Genomic DNA, 14750 nt, shown 5'->3' with positions numbered 1-14750 from the left:
AATGTGAGGCTCCCAGTCAGAAGCCGTGTTGTTACTAACCTGACCTCGGTGGGCTCAATGGCCAACCTGTGGTGCAATATCCGATTGCGTCAGGATCCGCTTAGCAACTGTCGGATTAGCCGCTGGCATCGAGGTCGGATCACACCGAGGGGCGGAAGGCCGTGCAGCCAGGCTCCGAAAGCCTTTATTTCCTCACGCTGCCGCGGTGACCAGTCCTCCACCCGAGCCAAGGCGGCGTAAACGGACCGGGCTTGCCGCCGGGGATCGGGCGCACTGTCGAAGGTGCGCAGCAATCTCTTGGCGTCAGCCAATCCCTCAGCCGCAAGTCATCCCTCCAGAGCAGAACACCTCCCGCCCATGGGTGATCGGCTTCGCCGGCTGGCGATGCAACACCTTCCTGTCGTCCTCAGCCCCAAGATCAAATTCGCACCGCCGCCGCGAAGCAAAGAGAGTGCGGCCATGCGCGTGAAGGTGCTCGCCGGCCGCGCACGGTCGATCTCATGCGCGAGGCTGAACGGGCGGCTGCTGAAACACCAGCGCCGCCTCATGAATGGCGTCGGTCTGCGCGCGCGCGATGACCTCAGCGCTTTCGACCGCCAGCTGCAGGTTGTCGCGGAACAGGCTGGACTCCAGCGTGATCAGGTCCTGAACCGACCGGCACCTGGCCAGACCGGCCATCGCCTCCAAGTTGGTTCGTACGGTCTGCTGCGTCAGGCTCAGCCACGCCCGAGAGGCCTCCTGCGCGCCCTTGGCGAGCGCGGTGCAGGCCTGGGAAACCTCCTGGATGTTCCTCGCCGACTGCTCGGCCAGGTCCGGATTCGGCTTTGCCTCGGCGAAGACACCCTTCACCTTTCGGGTCAGGCCTTCGATGCTGCGCATCCCGGCCTCAAGTCCAACCTGGGTGGCCTGTTGAGCAGCTTCGACCTGGTCGCGCAGGATCTCGGTGTTCGCCTCCACCGCCGCGCGGCTGGCCGCGACCGTCTTGTCGGCCAGGGTCTCAGCCGCACTTATGGTTCCGGTCGCTCGCTCGGCGACAGCGCCGGCCGCCGCCTCCGTTGCGTGGTCACTCTCGAGCACCTGCTGGGCGACCGTGTCGGCTGACGTGCTTGCGAAGAGCGCAGCTTTGGCGTGGACAGCGTCGTGCCCGTCGTTCGAACCGGGCGTGTTCTCTGGAATTCGGGGATCGTCCGCCATGTGAACAAGGCTCCTTACTGAACGCGTGGGCGTGTCGATGGCCTGGTCGGGTGGGCGCAGCGGGCAGCCCGGGCGTCAACGAGCCCCCGGAATCTCCGTTCCCCAAATTCTCAATTGTTAGCCTGTGGGGGCGAGCCCGCACGCGGCTCCGGTTGCAGGGCAGCGGCGCGCCAGCTCACGTCCGGTCTCTCTCCCTTCGGGCTTGCTGCAGCACGTGCGGCCAAATGCACGCGTGGGCCCATGGCGCGACGAGGGGCCCGAGATGCTGGATGCCGCAGGCCGCATCGCCTTCATAGGTGACGGTGCTGGTCGGGGCGTGCCGCGCCACGCGCAGCCCTTCGGAAATGGAGGCGGGGGGCACGACGGCGCTGGCCGCGTTGAGGATGGCCACGACCGGAGTTCGCAGCTCGCTAAGCGCCGCCGTCCGGTGGCCGATCCGCAACGAGCCCTCCCGAAAGCGATCTTCCCTGTAAAGCTGGTTCGCGAGCGAGAGAAAGAGCCGTTTCGGGAGCGGGAATTCGTCAAGCGTCCAGCGATGAACCTGGGCGTGGAGCCTCCGGAGCCGCGGGTCCCAGCTGCTCGCGAGAAAATCCAGGCAAGGGCGCCAGAGAAACTCGTCAGGCAAGGCCGCCGCCGTAACGGCGCTGATAAAGCTGCCGGCCACGGGGTCCCCGACCGCGGCCAGCCAATCAGGGTCTAGTGATCGAAGGATTTGCGCCAGGCGATCGCCGGTCTCCGATCCGAAGACGAGCGGCGCATCGATGAGCCACAATTCCAGGATCTGCTCTGGATGCAGTGTGGCGAAGATCGCAGCCAACGTCCCGCCGAGCGAGTGCCCGGCGAGCGTGATCGGTCCGCCATCCATTGCGGACGCCGCTTCCTGCACGGCCGCCAGGGGAAGGCTGTCGGCGAAATCGTCCAACCCCAGATCCTCGCCGGGTCGGGGATCGAGCCATTCGAGGAGGAACACCCGAAAGCCCCGCTCCAGGCAGCGTCGGACAACGCTGACCTCAGGCGCCATGTCCCAGATGTAGCAACGCTTGAAGGGGGCGGGGATAATCAGCACGCCAGGAGGTCGCTGCGAAGTCCTGGCCGCTTCGGAGGCATACTCACGAAGTCGCATCCGGGTCGACTTGCGATGATCCTGTAGGGCGTCTCCTCGGGGCCAAGCCCGATGAGATCCAGCAGAAAGCCGCGTTGCCGCCGGGCCTGGTCAAAGATCAATGACATAGGCCGCGGTCTTGCGCCCAGAAAGACCTCAGCGGGTTGATCAAACCACAGGGCCTCTGCGAGTTCGTGGCGGCGACTGTCGCCATACGGGACGGAGCTTTTTGCCAGCCGCGCTTGTGAACAACCGAGCGCGCCTACATCGAGCTTCCCGCGCGGCAAAACGCTCGCGCCCTGCCTTGGTGCCAAGAATGGTCAGCCGCCCGGCCTGGCAAGGCCACCTCAAGCTCTCGCTCGTTACCTGTCCTGTCGCGCTCCATGCCGGCGTTTCCGCCGGCGACGACGTCCGCCTCAACATGATCAACCCCGCGACCGGGAACCGCATCCGGATGCAGACCGTCGACCCTGACACAGGGCCGGTCGAGCGGAGTGCGCTGGTCAAAGGCTACGCGATCGACAAGGGACTCTACGTCACCCTGACGGACGACGAGCTCCGGAGCATCAAGCCGGAGAGCGCTGGAACCATCGTCATCGAACGGTTCGTGCCCGCGGCCGACATCAACCGCCTCTTCTGGGACACGCCCTATTATCTCGCCCCCGACGGCGACCTCGCCTTGGAGGCCTTCTCGGTCATTCGTGAGGCGATGCGCGGCGCCGGCCAGGTCGCCCTTGGCCGGGTGGTCATCTCCAGCCGCGAACGCCTGATCGCCCTCGAGCCGCAGGGCAACGGGATCGTCGCCCATACGCTCCGCACCCGCGATGAAGTGAGGTCCGCCGCGGAGGTGTTCGATCGCATCCCTGACGCGAAGGTGGACCCGGCGATGCTGACGATCGCGCGCCAGATCATCGAGCAGCATGCGGGTCCGTTTGACCCAGCCGAGTTCGTGGACGCCTACACCCAGGCTCTGCGCGAGCTCATCGAGTCAAAGCGTCAAACCCAGGCCCCGGCCCGCTCCGCTGTCGGCGTCAGTGAAGGCCAAGTCCTCGACCTCATGGCCGCGCTGAAGGCGAGCCTCGACCCGAAGCCTCGGCGAGCAAAGGTGCAGCGAGCGGCCGTCGCGACAAGCCGCGCTCCAAAAATCAGCCCGAGATCGCAACGAAAAAGCGCCACCCGGGGGGCCGGATGATCCGCGATCCCGCCCACCGACCGACCCCGCGCCTGGGTGGTTTCTGGACGACCGAGGCGTCCCCGTGGGCGGTGCGGCTATTCTGGTTCAGCGTCGTCTTCGCCGCGCTTGCGCTCACCTTGTGGCTTGCGACGTTCTTCGCCGGAAACCCCAACGCGCCGATGCCAAGCGGTACGACAACCGTCCAAGGCAACGGGGCCCCTGCAGCGCCACAGCCTCAAGACGTCCCGGCGCCCGGATTCTAGGACGACAAGCGGCAGGGCGCGAGCAAAGCGCGGGCCCCCCGGGGGAAAAGCCCGGGGGGTGGTCATCGCTAATGGGCGGTGGGCTGGTCGTCGACACCCGACTGGCCGCGGTCAGGCGTCGGTTCGTCCTGGACCGCGCCTTCCGTCCCGCCGCCGGCGATCTGCTGTGGCGTGGAGCGCCCGCGCCGATCGGGATTTTGCGGGTGCGTTGCTGCTGTTCACTCTTGGGCAGCGTCAGGGTGAGCACGCCGTTGTGGAACTCGGCCCTGACGTCCTCCGACTTTACGGAATACGGGATCTGAACAGATCGCTGGAACGAGCCGTAGGCGCGCTCAACGTAGTGGTAGCGCTCCTCTTCGCCGCCATGCTCCTGTTCGAACTTCTTCTCTCCGCGGATCGTCAGCATATCGCCGTCCAAGGTGAGCTCGACGTGCTTTTCGTCGACGCCGGGCAGTTCGGCGCTGATCCGCAGCTCCCCGTCGGTCTCGGAAACATTCATCCGGGCCTCAAGGATACCGCCGGGCTGCTGCTGCGCGGATCCCGTCGCTCCGCCGAGGCCCCGGAAGGCGTCATCAAACAGGCGGTTCATCTCTCGCTGAAGCGAGAAGAATGGATCTCGTCCATACGAGCCGCCAAACGGTGAAAGCGCATTGCGAACCATCGTTTGCCTCCTCGTGTATGCGCGCCCGGGATGGCGAACGGCGAGGGCTGGCCGCTGCCGAACCCGGTTCCGCGATGAGAAATATCCATTACGCCTTACGGTTCCAGAACGGGCTCCGCCTCCCGAGGCACGACGCCAGCCGCAGCCCGTTGGGCCCCCTGCCCGGCTTTGAAGCCCGGTGACGCAGGCTGGTCATCGGCGGGCAAACCGCTTGAAAAGCGTGCTGTCCTGTCCTCATGGGCTTCTGACGCCTCAGCTGTGCACGGGCAGCCAGACTTACGTTGGCTCCTCGGCACGCCGGAGCCTGTGCGCCTGGCCGATGTTCAAGACGCGCTGACGCGCCTGGCCGAATGGCCGGAGCAAGGAGCGGCCGATCGCGCGCATCCCGAGGCGCCGACGGCGACGCCGCCCCCCTACATTTCAGCACTCGAACGCATGGGACCGAAGTTCATGCGGCGGATCGCCGTACAGCCCTGTCATGGCTGGAGAGTCACCATCGACGGCATCGCCAATGACATGATCTTTCGTAGCGGCCGGGAAGCCGAACGCGCGGCGCGCAAATTGGCCGATCGCCTCGCCCGTGCTGGCGTGCCAAGCGAAATCGAACTGCGCCTCAGAGACGGGACCTTGGCGGCGAAGTTTCTGAGTCAGGCTACGGCGCAGCGCGGCGCCAACGACAACGTCGGCGCAGCGGCCCTGGCGGAAGCGCCCTAGGGCGCGTTGCAAGGCGGCGGGCGCCGATTTTGGTCTCCGGCGCTGATGCGACCTTGCGACCGTTTTCGCACGTTGTCCGTGTCACCGATCGCGTGAGGTCCGGAGCACAATGGCCGCAGTATCATCAAACCGGCAGACTCTTCTGGAACAGCAGCGCGCGCTGGCCGGCTTCGGCGCCCTCGCCCTCAGGTCCGACGATCTCGATGAGATCCTCACGGAAGCTTGCCGTCTCGTCAGCAACACGCTGGGCACGGCCCTGGCGAAAGTCATGGAGCTGCAACCCGACGGCCGCACCCTGCTGGTGCGTGCCGGGGTCGGCTGGCGGCCCGGCGTCGTTGGTCGCGCCAGAGTCCGAGCCGACAGCACTTCGGAAGGTTTCGCCCTCGACACCAACGAGCCGGTCATTTCGGCCGACATCAATACTGAGACGCGCTTCGCCTATCCGGCCTTCCTGAAGGACAACGGCGTCAAGGCGATGGTGAACGCCATCATCATTGGGGCCGAGGGCAAGCCGCCCTACGGCATCCTGGAGGTGGACAGCCGCGAACCGCGGCGGTTCACGCGAGACGACATCGCGTTCCTTGAGACCTACGCGAACCTGCTCGCCGCGGCCGTCGACCGTTTCCAGACAATGCAGGAGCTCAGGGAGCTCGTCGTTGAAAAGGAGCGGCTACTGCGGGAGCTGCAACACCGGGTGAAGAACAATCTGCAGATGATCACCGCGCTCGTGAGCACCCAGCGCCGCCGCACCGCATCAGCCGAAGCCAAGGCCGAACTCGAAGCCATCGCCGATCGGATCGAGACGCTGCGGCTTGTGCACGACAAACTCTACGCCGCCGGTGAGCTGCAAAGGGTGGATCTGGCCCCCTACCTCGCCGAACTGAGCGGCGCTCTGCTGAAATCCCATTCCGACGCGGCGATCAACATCAACCTGCGGACTGAACTTCAGGGGGTGTGCGTCACGCCCGAGACGGCGGTGGCGCTGGGGATGATCGTCAATGAGTTCGTGACCAACAGCATGAAGTACGCCTTCGAGGCCGGGCGCGGGACGGTCGGGATCAAGCTGGTTGCCGGCGAGGATCGCGCGCCGATCCTGACGCTTTGGGACGACGGCAAGGGTTTCGCGGAGACGCCGAATGGTGGGACCGGCATGCGCCTGATCAATGGCCTGCTTGGGCAGCTCGGCGCGACGGCGCACTGGGAAGGGCATGAAGGCGCGCGCCTCACCATCCAGGTGCCGCGCACGGCCGTGCTCAGTTGAGGGCCCGCTTCCGCCGCTGGGGCTTCGCCTTGGTCGACGCGCCCGCTCACTCCTTCTCAAGCGTGTCCAGCACCGCCTCGGGCGCGATGTCCCGCTCAAGCTCTTCGAGCTCGGGACCGCGGCTCTCCACCACGCCGAGCTTTTCGGCGATCGCTGAGGCGAGGGAGATGAGTCGCGTAACCTCATGCTCGGCGAGCAGATTGATCTGGAGATCGAGGTCGGCCCGACGATCGGCGGCCTTCGCCGCGCGGTTCTGGCTGATGAGCACGAACGTGGACAGAAAGATCGCCTCCACCGAGGCGGCCGTCGCCAGGATCACGAACGTGGGGTCGAACCGCGGTGCGCCGGGAATCCAGCCGAGGTTCACAGTGATCCAGACGATCACCACGGCCAGGTGGACGTAAACGAACGTCATGCTGCCGGTGAAGGCCGTCACGGCCTGCGCCAGCTTTTCCTGCAGGCTCGCGGACTGCTCCTCCTGACGGTGCCGCTCGCGCAGGGCGTGGATGTTGCGGGCGAGCGCCGAATTCAGGCCCTCCGGCTGCGGCGGCGGAACCGTCGGGGTCTCAGGAAGCTGCTCATCCAAGGGAGCACCTCGCACGTGCCGAAAACCCAGAACGCGCTCGAGGCCGTGCGGCTCAACGCCAGCTGACGTTACATGGACCCGGACTGCCCCGCCGCCCCGGCCGAACGCTCTGGCCGGCGCTCGCGCCATAGCGTGGGGCGCGCCTCAGCAGCATTCGGAGAAACGATCGTGCGCGTCGATCCTGCGCACGAGCAAGTCGATCTCGTCTCGGTAGATCTCAGCCTTGGAGAAGGCGAGTTCCGCCTCCCGCTCCGCTTCATCCACGTCGACATACCAGGCGCGCGGCCCGCCGCCGCCGTCGCCGTTCCAACGATAGCCTCGGGTCTTCAGCGTGTCCTTGAGGTCAAAAGGCGAGTTCTCGGCCCAGATGCGCCAGCTGGGCTTTCGCGCCTGCGCGAGAAGGCCCGCTAACGCGCGACGCCCGCTCCGCGGGAGCACGCGCGCAAGGAGCTTCACGCCCGCCAAGCAGTCGTGTACCGCCCGATGCTTGTCGTAGAAGAACCCGGCGCCGGCGCCGGCGGCCAGATAGGCCAGCTTCACCCCTTCGAATCCCTCCTCCGCCCAGTTCACCTGGCTCATCGAACAGGCCCAGGGCTTGGTGGTGAACACCTCGCAGAAGCGCTCGAGAACGCGGCGGTCGAAGGCCGCGTTGTGCGCAACCACGAGTGCGGCGGGGGCCGCGAACGCCGCGACATCCGCCGGATCGATGTGCTTGCCGGCGACCATCTCGTCCGTGAGGCCGGTAATGGCGGTCACCTCCGGCGGAATGGGGTGCGAGGGGTGCCGCAACTGATTAAAGGGCTCCCCGACGCCGAAGACCTGACCATGGCCAGCTCAATGATCTCGCAGCGGGCCGGATCCAGGCCCGTCGTCTCCACATCGACGAACAAGCCTTGGCGCAGCTTCACCTCTGGAGGGGCGTCCGCCTGAGGCCGAGGCTCCAGCTTGCGGAGGACACGGTAGTGGCCGCTGCTTTCCAGCGACGCCGCGAGAGCCTCAAGCGCCTGCGTTCCGTGTCGTCCACGTCGAGCCTCGTGCTGCACCACGTCTGGTCGCAGATTCAAAGCGACGACGACCAGGCCCTGTGGACCCGGCTGAGGCTCCGCGCCAAGTGAGAGTGGATCTCGGCTGAGCTGCGGCGAGACCCTTGCGCTCCGCGCCGAACCAGATGCGTGTCCCCGGCCGCTTCAACGTCCGGAGGTAACTGCATGGATCTTGATGCTTCTCAGATCGCCGCCTTCGCCGCGGCGATTGCGCTCGTCATCACCGCCATCGGAAAAGCTGTTGCAATGGTGATCCGGGCCCTCGGCCAAAGGGCGCTAGCAACGCGCATGTTGAAGCCGACGATCAGGTCGCTCTCGTCTACGAAGCGGCGGACATCCGAACTGGCGGCGGGCCAGCTGATACGGCCTCGGACCTTGCTGGTGCGAGGCCGTTTTCGTGGGCCCCGTGGATCTGGTCGCCATTGGAAAAACGCAACGGGAGATTTCGCGACGCGTTGGCGATCAAAGGACGACACCATGGTGGCGATTCAATGGGACGGTTGGGGGCGGATCGTGCGCGTCAGATTGTCGAGGGGCTTACCGACGGCTTCCTCGGTCTCGATGCTGATTGGCGGATCACCGACTGCAACAATGTCATAGCGGGTTTCCTCAACCGTAGGCGCGAGGACCTGCCGGGACAGAAGCTGTGCGACGTGTTCGCCGCTGGGATGGACAGTCCGTTGGGCGCGTTGGTCCGGCGGGTGGCGGAGACCCAGGCTGCGGCGCAGGCCGAAGTTTCCTACCCGCAGCACGGCAAGGAGCGGCTACTCCACCTCCAGGTCTTTCCCCTGGACGGCGGGATAGGCGCTGTGTGGCGCGACATCACCGAGATCCGCGCCGCTGAGATGCAGTTGGCCGAGAGTGAGGCCAAGTACCGAGAGTTGGCGGATGGCACCCCGGCGGCGGCCTGGTTGACCCGACCCGATGGGGAGCTGGAGTTCATCAATCCAGCTATGGCCGAGGTACTCGGAAGATCGCGCGAGGCGCTGCTCGCCGACGGCTGGCTGAAGGCCATCGACCCGAATGACAGGCCGTCCCTGCTCAAGGCTAGGGCGGAGGCATGGGCGAGCCACAGCGCCTTCAACTACGAAGGGCGGTTCCGCCACGCGGACGGCGCCTCGCGAATATTAGAGCTCTACGGACGGCCGCGTTTCGACAATTCCGGAGCGTTTCGCGGCTATGTCGGCATGGCCACCGACGTGACCGATAGGCGTGAAGCCGAGCGGCGACAGAAGCTTCTTGTCGACGAGCTGAACCATCGGGTGAAGAACGCTCTCACGACAGTGCAATCGATGATCCGCCAGACCTTGCGCAAGGGTGGCGGGGCGAAGGAGATGGAGCACCTGCTGACTGATCGGCTACAGGCGCTCGCAGCGGCGCACGACGTGTTAAGTCGCGAGAGTTGGGATGGCGCGGACCTCGCTGACATCGCCATTGCGTCCGTTAAGCCGCTCGCCGAAGCCGGACAAATGACGATCGAGGGCCCGGGGGTGCGGGTCGCGCCCAACGTCGCCATTGCCCTATCAATGGCGCTGCATGAGTTGGCGACCAACGCGCGCAATTACGGGGCTCTGTCGACGCCCACGGGTCAGGTCAAGTTGAGCTGGACAAAGGCCGGCAGGACCGTCGCCTTGGCATGGCGCGAGAGTAAGGGGCCCGCGGTGACGGCGCCCGATCAGGAAGGCTTCGGCTCGCGGCTACTTGGCCGGGGGCTGGCTGGCGAACTCGGACAAGCGGCGGAGCTGATCTATGCGCCAGATGGGCTAGTCTGCAGGATACGTGCGCCAGTGGTGGGATGACGGCGCAAGCCTCATCGAGGTTGCGGCGGCGCCGCCAATCCTGCCGCCGCATAGCTCCGCTATCCGGCTCAGCGCTCGCCTTGTTTACTTGCAGCCGCCTGGTCTCGGGCGCCCAGCCAACTTCCGTTTTCGACCCGATTGTGTTGAAAAAGTCGGTCAGCAGAAATTCGACCCGCAATTTCGGCAATTATCTTGCCCTGGCGCGATCTGCGGGAGTCGATCACACCCCCTAGGTCTAGCTTGAAGCATGACCATGCCCCGCCAAGATCGCGCGGCCGACTTTTTCAACACAATCGACCCCGATGCGGAAGTTCGAGCGCGCCGATCTGGGCGCGCTGCACCAGTCGCCGGCCGGGGCCGATCGGGGCTTGCGCCAATCTCATCCAGACAGCTTTCCGGAAGTCACCCGCCCATTCCGAAACCGCGGCCGCCTCCGAAGCCGCCCCGGGACACGACGGCCGTTCGCGTCTGCACCTTCGGCGGCGCCTGACGAATGGTGTCGGGCGGCTCGATGCCCTGGCGGGCGATGACAGTGCGGCCCGTGCGATAGTCGCGACCGAGCGAGCCGCCCCAGCCGCTGGAGTACCCGCCGCCATACCGTTCCCCTTCTCGGTAGAGCCCAGTGCCGCGGTAGTACGGCCGACCAAAGTTGTCCATCATCTGGCCGATTACGAAGCCGGCGAGCAGTGGCGTGAAGAAATTGGCCCCGCCGCTGCTGCGCGGCACGCAATTGCCTGCGCCGTAGAGGTCCTCGCAGGTTGACTGCTCTGCATAGCGCGGGGCGCTCACGGCGTTGTCCTTCTGCGCCGCAGCCCAGGCCGCATCGCACTCAGCGTCCGGCACTTTGTCCGATCGCTTGCAATCGTCCACATTGGCGTAGCCGAAGGCTTCGACCTTCTCCCCCTGTGCGATGGAGGACTGATCCCACTGGGTCGAAGATCCGATATCGTCGCCGCAGGCGACCAAGGTGAAGCTGGCGGCGCCCGCCAGCATCGTGGTCAGCTTCAGCGAACCCGACCTTTTCCGCTTCTGGCTCATGATTTGCCTCAGGCGCTCATGCAGGCGGCGTTGAGAAGGCCCACGGCGATCGAGATCCCCGCCAGATAAACCGCTACCGACACCTCCCCGTTCTCAATCCTCGCCTTCACGTCTGGCAGTGCGATCACGCGCACCAGAAGGAAGGTGACGATCTGAATGACACCCGCTAGCGCGGCCCAGGCGGCGAACTCGGGCAGGCTGACGGTGTGGCTGAGCGCCGAAGCCAACGGCAGCACGTAGCCGATCAGCGCGCCCGCAAGGGTGATGGCGGCCGCGGTGTTGCCCTGGCGGATAAGGGCGCGCTCGCGGTAGGGCGTGACGAATTGGTAGAGAACCTTAAAGGCCAGGGTGAACATCCCCGCCACGACGAAGGCGAGGAGGAAGGCGACCGCCCCGGTCTGGAATCCCGTCAAGTCGAACATCAGCGCTTCGCCCCCTAGGCGTTGAACTCGCCCACCGACAGCGGCAGGCCGATCATGATCTCATGCGTCCGCTCTCCCCGCTCGGGCTCGAGCGTGATCGCCAGCAGGAGCTCCCGTCCCTCGTCGGGCAACTCGCGGTGGAAGAGCATGCTGCTCTGGTAGAGCCGAGCATAGGGAGCCTTGGCCTCCCGGTCGTCGAAGACATCCTCCCAGAAGGTCACGGGCGCCTGGTCGGGTGACTCCTCGCCGAACCAGAAGCGCCGGTAGACCGGAAGGTCCGCGGGCTTGAAAGTGGGCGCGCGCAGCCGGTCGGCCCAGGCGCCTTGCTCGTGGCCGCCCCCCGTGTATTCGCTCGACCAGGGCGCAAACAGGGTGAAGTCGTTGGCGAGCTGCCCCTCGCGGTCGTCGCTGACCGCCTGAAACATGATGTGGTCGTCCGTATAGAAGCGGTGGACGAAGGCCCCGTCGTCCAGCGCGACCACGCCCTGCGCGGTGATGGAGAGCGTGTCCCGATCCAGCTGGAAATTCGTAGCGGCCCCGAACCGTCGCCAGCACAGCGGATCCAATACGACGGTGCGACCGATCGTGACGTTGCGCACGACGGGCAAGCTGGAACCGGCCGGGGACTTGCCGCCCTTTCCGAAGAACTTGCCGAACATCGCGCCGCGGCTCCTTGGCTCCCTGCCCTGCCCTGCCATGGCGAAGGCAGTACCCGCTTCGCGCTCGATCAGGCCCCGGGTCGAGAGCTGCATCCAGGCGCTTGTCAGGTGTTCATGTTATGCGTACATGGTATGCATGCCCGCACGGCCCCGCAAGTCTGAAGCCGCCGAGCGCACCCGCGCCTGGCGAGAGGCGCGCAAGCAGTCGGGCTGGGTCAAGATCGAGGTCTGGGCCCCGGCCGCCTGCAAGGCCGACATCCAGGCCGCCGTCCGGTCCATCGTTATGGAGTCCGCACGCGGTCCCGCGTTGTTGAACAACCCCCATCCCGCACAGGGTCCCAAAGCCATGGATTCCGTTATCGACACCGCTTGGACGATCCCGAGCCTGCGCGACGCGCTGGCTGGAAGCTCGCTGGTGCGCCAGGACGAACTGACCGTGCAGATCGTCGAAGGCGCCGAACCGGTGCTGCTGGTCACCATGCAAGAGTACGGTGATCTGCCGATCTACGTCAGCATCGGCCCGCTGCAGATGGTTCTGTCCGTCATCCTTTGGCCTTGTGACGAACAGAAGGACCGCGGCGCCTTCAACGAATTCCTGCTGAAGGCCCAGAAGATCGTGCCGCTGTCCAACTTCTCGATCACGACGGTCGACAGTCGCGACTATTACGAACTCATGGGCGAGATCAGCGGCAAGACGACGCTTCAGACGATCGTCATCGAATTGCGGACCCTGGCGGAAAACGCCATCGCCGCCGCCGGCGACCTGCGCGAGTCCTTCGAGAAGACCAGCGGCAAGGCCGCCTGAGGAGACCTCACCCATGTCGATCTGGAACAAGTTCTCTGCCCTCTTCCGCGGCGCGGCCCACGAAGGCGCGCAGAACGTCGTCGACGCCAATGCGCTGCGCATCCTCGACCAGGAGATCCGCGACGCCGACACCGCCCAGGGCCGGGCGCGCGACGAGCTGGCCAAGCTGGCCGCGCGCCGCCGCATGCTGGAGACCGAAACGGCGCAGCTGACCGATCAGGCGCGCAAATACGAGGCCTCAGCCCGCGCGGCTCTGGCCAAGGGCGACAACGACCTCGCCCGCGAAGTCGCGCAGCGGATCGCCGACCTCGAGCGCGACTCTGGCCAAAAGGGCGGCCAGGTGACTGAGCTGCGCGCGTCCGAGGACAAGCTGCGCCAGGTGATCGCCCAGACGGACACCAAGATCGAGGCGCTCAGGCGCGAGATCGAAGTCGTGAAGGTCAACGAGAGCGTCCAGCGCGCTCAGTCGGCGGTCATCGCCCGCTCGGGCGCGACCGGCAGCAGCCTCGGCTCCGCCGCCGATAGCCTGAAGCGGATCAAGGAGCGCCAGACCGTGCGCGAGGAGCAGTTCCGCGTCCACTCCGAGGCGGAGGACCGGCGCACGGGGGCCGACCTCGACGCCAAGCTGCAGGCGGCCGGCATCCTGCCAGGACACGTCGGGGCCGACGACATCCTGGCGCGGCTGCAGGCGCCGGCCCAGCCCCCGCCCATGCAGATCGAGGCGCCCCGCCTGCAGATCGAGGAGAAGGCGCCGAGCCGTGAGGACGGTTCGGACCGCTGATGCGCCGCATTCCCCTGACGCCTCGGCCCGACTGGAAACAGAAGGCCGAGGCCGTCGGCTTCACCTGGCACCACGCTGATGGTCGCCTCTACTGGGACGAGCGCGCCTGCTACGCCTTTAGCCTCGCCCAGGTCGAAGACCACCTCGAGACGGCCACGGCCGATCTGCACCGGCTCTGCCTGGAGCTGGTCGCCGAGGTCGTCGAGAGCGACCAGCTGATGGCCCGGCTGGCTATTCCGGAGGCCTCCCGCGACCTGGTCGCGGCGTCCTGGCGCGCCCGGGAGCCCAGCCTCTACGGCCGCTTCGACTTCTTCTACGACGGGGCCGGTCCCCCGAAGCTCTACGAGTACAACGCAGACACGCCGACCAGCATCTACGAGGCTGCGGTGTTTCAGTGGCTGTGGCTGGAGGACATGATCGCCTGCGGCGCGCTGCCCCCCGACACCGATCAGTTCAACAGCCTCTATGACCGGCTCATGGAGCGCTTCCGGACGATCTTTCCTGCCGGCGGCTTCGTCCACTTCGCCAGCGACGCCGAGTTCGTCGAGGACCGGCAGACGGTCCGGTTTCTGGAGGACGTCGCCGCCCAGGCCGGCGTCGAACCCAAGTTCGTGCCCGTGCATGAGATCGGCCTCGACGCCGACGGCCGCTTTGTCGACCAGGACAACTACATCATCGGCGCGCTCTTCAAGCTGCACCCCTGGGAGGAGTTGTTCCGGGAGACCTACGGACCGCACATCCCGGGAAGCCGCGCCCTGTTCATCGAGCCGGCCTGGAAGGCGGTGCTCTCGAACAAGGGCCTGCTGCCGCTGCTCTGGGAGCGGCACAAGGGCCATCCGAACCTGCTGGAAGCGTGGTTCGACGACGATCCCCGCAGCGCGCAACTCGGTAGTTCTTTCGTCCGCAAGCCGCTGTTCAGCCGCGAAGGCGCAAACGTCGAACTCTATAGCCGTGGACGGCGCGCCCCTGTGCTTGATCAGGGCTACGGCGCCGAAGGCTGGATCCGGCAAGCGCTCCGCCCTCCGCCCAAGTTCGGCGCGAACTACCCTGTGGTTGGATCCTGGATGATTGGCGACGAGCCGGCAGGCCTGGGCGTGCGCGAGGACCGCAGCCGCGTCACGCGGGACCGCTCGCGCTTCGTGCCGCACATCATCGCGTGAACGGCTCCGAAAAGCTCGGCTGTCGCGCAAGAGCGCGCTGACCGACCTTTCGACACCCTCCCCGCAGCCGGCGATGGCGCGCCTCGGC

At 66.2% G+C, this 14750-nt stretch carries 16 protein-coding genes; 8 read left to right on the top strand and 8 right to left on the bottom strand.

Going from position 1 to position 14750, the window contains the following annotated elements; translation table 11 throughout:
* Positions 1-498: 498 nt before the first annotated feature.
* Both ACSQ14_RS23925 and ACSQ14_RS23920 read right to left on the bottom strand, forming a co-directional pair.
* A complete protein-coding gene (locus tag ACSQ14_RS23925) occupies positions 499-1194 on the bottom strand; it encodes a phasin family protein (protein ID WP_436017243.1) in 696 nt (231 codons plus the stop codon).
* Between the two features lie 175 nt (positions 1195-1369).
* A complete protein-coding gene (locus tag ACSQ14_RS23920) occupies positions 1370-2260 on the bottom strand; it encodes an alpha/beta fold hydrolase (protein ID WP_436017241.1) in 891 nt (296 codons plus the stop codon).
* Positions 2261-2612: 352 nt separating this feature from the next.
* On the opposite strand from ACSQ14_RS23920, the gene ACSQ14_RS23915 reads away from it, so the two are divergent.
* The gene (locus ACSQ14_RS23915) at positions 2613-3488 is read left to right on the top strand and encodes a Ku protein (protein WP_436017239.1); all 876 of its coding nucleotides are present in this window, start codon (positions 2613-2615) and stop codon (positions 3486-3488) included.
* 114 nt (positions 3489-3602) lie between these two features.
* Here ACSQ14_RS23915 and ACSQ14_RS23910 read toward each other — a convergent pair whose 3' ends face one another.
* Entirely contained in the window at positions 3603-4232 is a 630-nt protein-coding gene (locus ACSQ14_RS23910) for an Hsp20/alpha crystallin family protein (RefSeq protein WP_436017608.1), read from the bottom strand.
* Between the two features lie 468 nt (positions 4233-4700).
* Between ACSQ14_RS23910 and ACSQ14_RS23905 the strand changes: the two genes are divergently transcribed.
* Together ACSQ14_RS23905 and ACSQ14_RS23900 are read left to right on the top strand one after the other, a co-directional pair.
* Positions 4701-5108, top strand: coding sequence for a hypothetical protein (locus tag ACSQ14_RS23905; RefSeq protein WP_436017237.1), 408 nt, complete (start codon positions 4701-4703; stop codon positions 5106-5108).
* A 109-nt stretch (positions 5109-5217) separates the two neighbouring features.
* The gene (locus ACSQ14_RS23900) at positions 5218-6369 is read left to right on the top strand and encodes a sensor histidine kinase (protein ID WP_436017235.1); all 1152 of its coding nucleotides are present in this window, start codon (positions 5218-5220) and stop codon (positions 6367-6369) included.
* Between the two features lie 46 nt (positions 6370-6415).
* Here the strand turns inward: ACSQ14_RS23900 and ACSQ14_RS23895 are convergent, their stop codons facing one another.
* On the bottom strand, positions 6416-6955 hold the full coding sequence (locus ACSQ14_RS23895) for a DUF1003 domain-containing protein (protein ID WP_436017233.1): 540 nt from the start codon (positions 6953-6955) through the stop codon (positions 6416-6418).
* A 144-nt stretch (positions 6956-7099) separates the two neighbouring features.
* A complete protein-coding gene (locus ACSQ14_RS23890; RefSeq protein ID WP_436017231.1) occupies positions 7100-7744 on the bottom strand; it encodes a 3'-5' exonuclease in 645 nt (214 codons plus the stop codon).
* A gap of 173 nt (positions 7745-7917) precedes the next feature.
* Between ACSQ14_RS23890 and ACSQ14_RS23885 the strand changes: the two genes are divergently transcribed.
* Entirely contained in the window at positions 7918-8070 is a 153-nt protein-coding gene (locus tag ACSQ14_RS23885; RefSeq protein WP_436017229.1) for a hypothetical protein, read from the top strand.
* 350 nt (positions 8071-8420) lie between these two features.
* Entirely contained in the window at positions 8421-9797 is a 1377-nt protein-coding gene (locus tag ACSQ14_RS23880; protein WP_436017227.1) for a sensor histidine kinase, read from the top strand.
* Positions 9798-10199: 402 nt separating this feature from the next.
* Here the strand turns inward: ACSQ14_RS23880 and ACSQ14_RS23875 are convergent, their stop codons facing one another.
* From ACSQ14_RS23875 to ACSQ14_RS23865, 3 genes are read right to left on the bottom strand one after another with little or no spacing between them, the layout of a single operon-like run.
* Positions 10200-10835: a DUF1190 domain-containing protein gene (locus ACSQ14_RS23875; RefSeq protein ID WP_436017225.1), complete on the bottom strand. Its 636-nt coding sequence runs from the start codon at positions 10833-10835 to the stop codon at positions 10200-10202.
* An 8-nt stretch (positions 10836-10843) separates the two neighbouring features.
* On the bottom strand, positions 10844-11257 hold the full coding sequence (locus ACSQ14_RS23870) for a DUF350 domain-containing protein (RefSeq protein WP_436017223.1): 414 nt from the start codon (positions 11255-11257) through the stop codon (positions 10844-10846).
* A gap of 14 nt (positions 11258-11271) precedes the next feature.
* On the bottom strand, positions 11272-11916 hold the full coding sequence (locus tag ACSQ14_RS23865) for a DUF2491 family protein (RefSeq protein ID WP_436017221.1): 645 nt from the start codon (positions 11914-11916) through the stop codon (positions 11272-11274).
* 136 nt (positions 11917-12052) lie between these two features.
* On the opposite strand from ACSQ14_RS23865, the gene ACSQ14_RS23860 reads away from it, so the two are divergent.
* The 3 genes from ACSQ14_RS23860 to ACSQ14_RS23850 are packed head-to-tail and all read left to right on the top strand — an operon-like array spanning position 12053 to position 14662.
* Complete coding sequence (locus ACSQ14_RS23860) at positions 12053-12721, top strand: YjfI family protein (RefSeq protein WP_436017606.1); 669 nt, start codon at positions 12053-12055, stop codon at positions 12719-12721.
* Between the two features lie 13 nt (positions 12722-12734).
* Positions 12735-13502 (top strand): PspA/IM30 family protein, encoded by a 768-nt coding sequence (locus ACSQ14_RS23855; RefSeq protein WP_436017219.1) that lies wholly within the window; start codon positions 12735-12737, stop codon positions 13500-13502.
* Positions 13502-14662, top strand: coding sequence for a glutathionylspermidine synthase family protein (locus ACSQ14_RS23850; RefSeq protein ID WP_436017217.1), 1161 nt, complete (start codon positions 13502-13504; stop codon positions 14660-14662). The genes ACSQ14_RS23855 and ACSQ14_RS23850 overlap by 1 nt, the downstream gene beginning before the upstream one ends.
* Positions 14663-14750 lie beyond the last annotated feature (88 nt).

The organism is Phenylobacterium sp. LjRoot219, assembly GCF_964252995.1.
In the GTDB taxonomy this organism is placed as follows: Bacteria; Pseudomonadota; Alphaproteobacteria; order Caulobacterales; family Caulobacteraceae; genus Phenylobacterium.
The sequence above is the reverse complement of the archived record's forward strand: the minus strand, read 5'-3'. Positions and strand labels throughout refer to the sequence as shown.

Bases quoted from the DNA above. Each gene is read 5' to 3' on its own strand.
- ACSQ14_RS23910 (WP_436017608.1), bottom strand. From the start codon at position 4,232: ATGAATGTTTCCGAGACCGACGGGGAGCTGCGGATCAGCGCCGAACTG.
- ACSQ14_RS23875 (WP_436017225.1), bottom strand. From the start codon at position 10,835: ATGAGCCAGAAGCGGAAAAGGTCGGGTTCGCTGAAGCTGACCACGATG.
- ACSQ14_RS23870 (WP_436017223.1), bottom strand. From the start codon at position 11,257: ATGTTCGACTTGACGGGATTCCAGACCGGGGCGGTCGCCTTCCTCCTC.
- ACSQ14_RS23865 (WP_436017221.1), bottom strand. From the start codon at position 11,916: ATGTTCGGCAAGTTCTTCGGAAAGGGCGGCAAGTCCCCGGCCGGTTCC.
- ACSQ14_RS23925 (WP_436017243.1), bottom strand. From the start codon at position 1,194: ATGGCGGACGATCCCCGAATTCCAGAGAACACGCCCGGTTCGAACGAC.
- ACSQ14_RS23915 (WP_436017239.1), top strand. From the start codon at position 2,613: ATGGTCAGCCGCCCGGCCTGGCAAGGCCACCTCAAGCTCTCGCTCGTT.
- ACSQ14_RS23855 (WP_436017219.1), top strand. From the start codon at position 12,735: ATGTCGATCTGGAACAAGTTCTCTGCCCTCTTCCGCGGCGCGGCCCAC.
- ACSQ14_RS23850 (WP_436017217.1), top strand. From the start codon at position 13,502: ATGCGCCGCATTCCCCTGACGCCTCGGCCCGACTGGAAACAGAAGGCC.
- ACSQ14_RS23860 (WP_436017606.1), top strand. From the start codon at position 12,053: ATGCCCGCACGGCCCCGCAAGTCTGAAGCCGCCGAGCGCACCCGCGCC.
- ACSQ14_RS23900 (WP_436017235.1), top strand. From the start codon at position 5,218: ATGGCCGCAGTATCATCAAACCGGCAGACTCTTCTGGAACAGCAGCGC.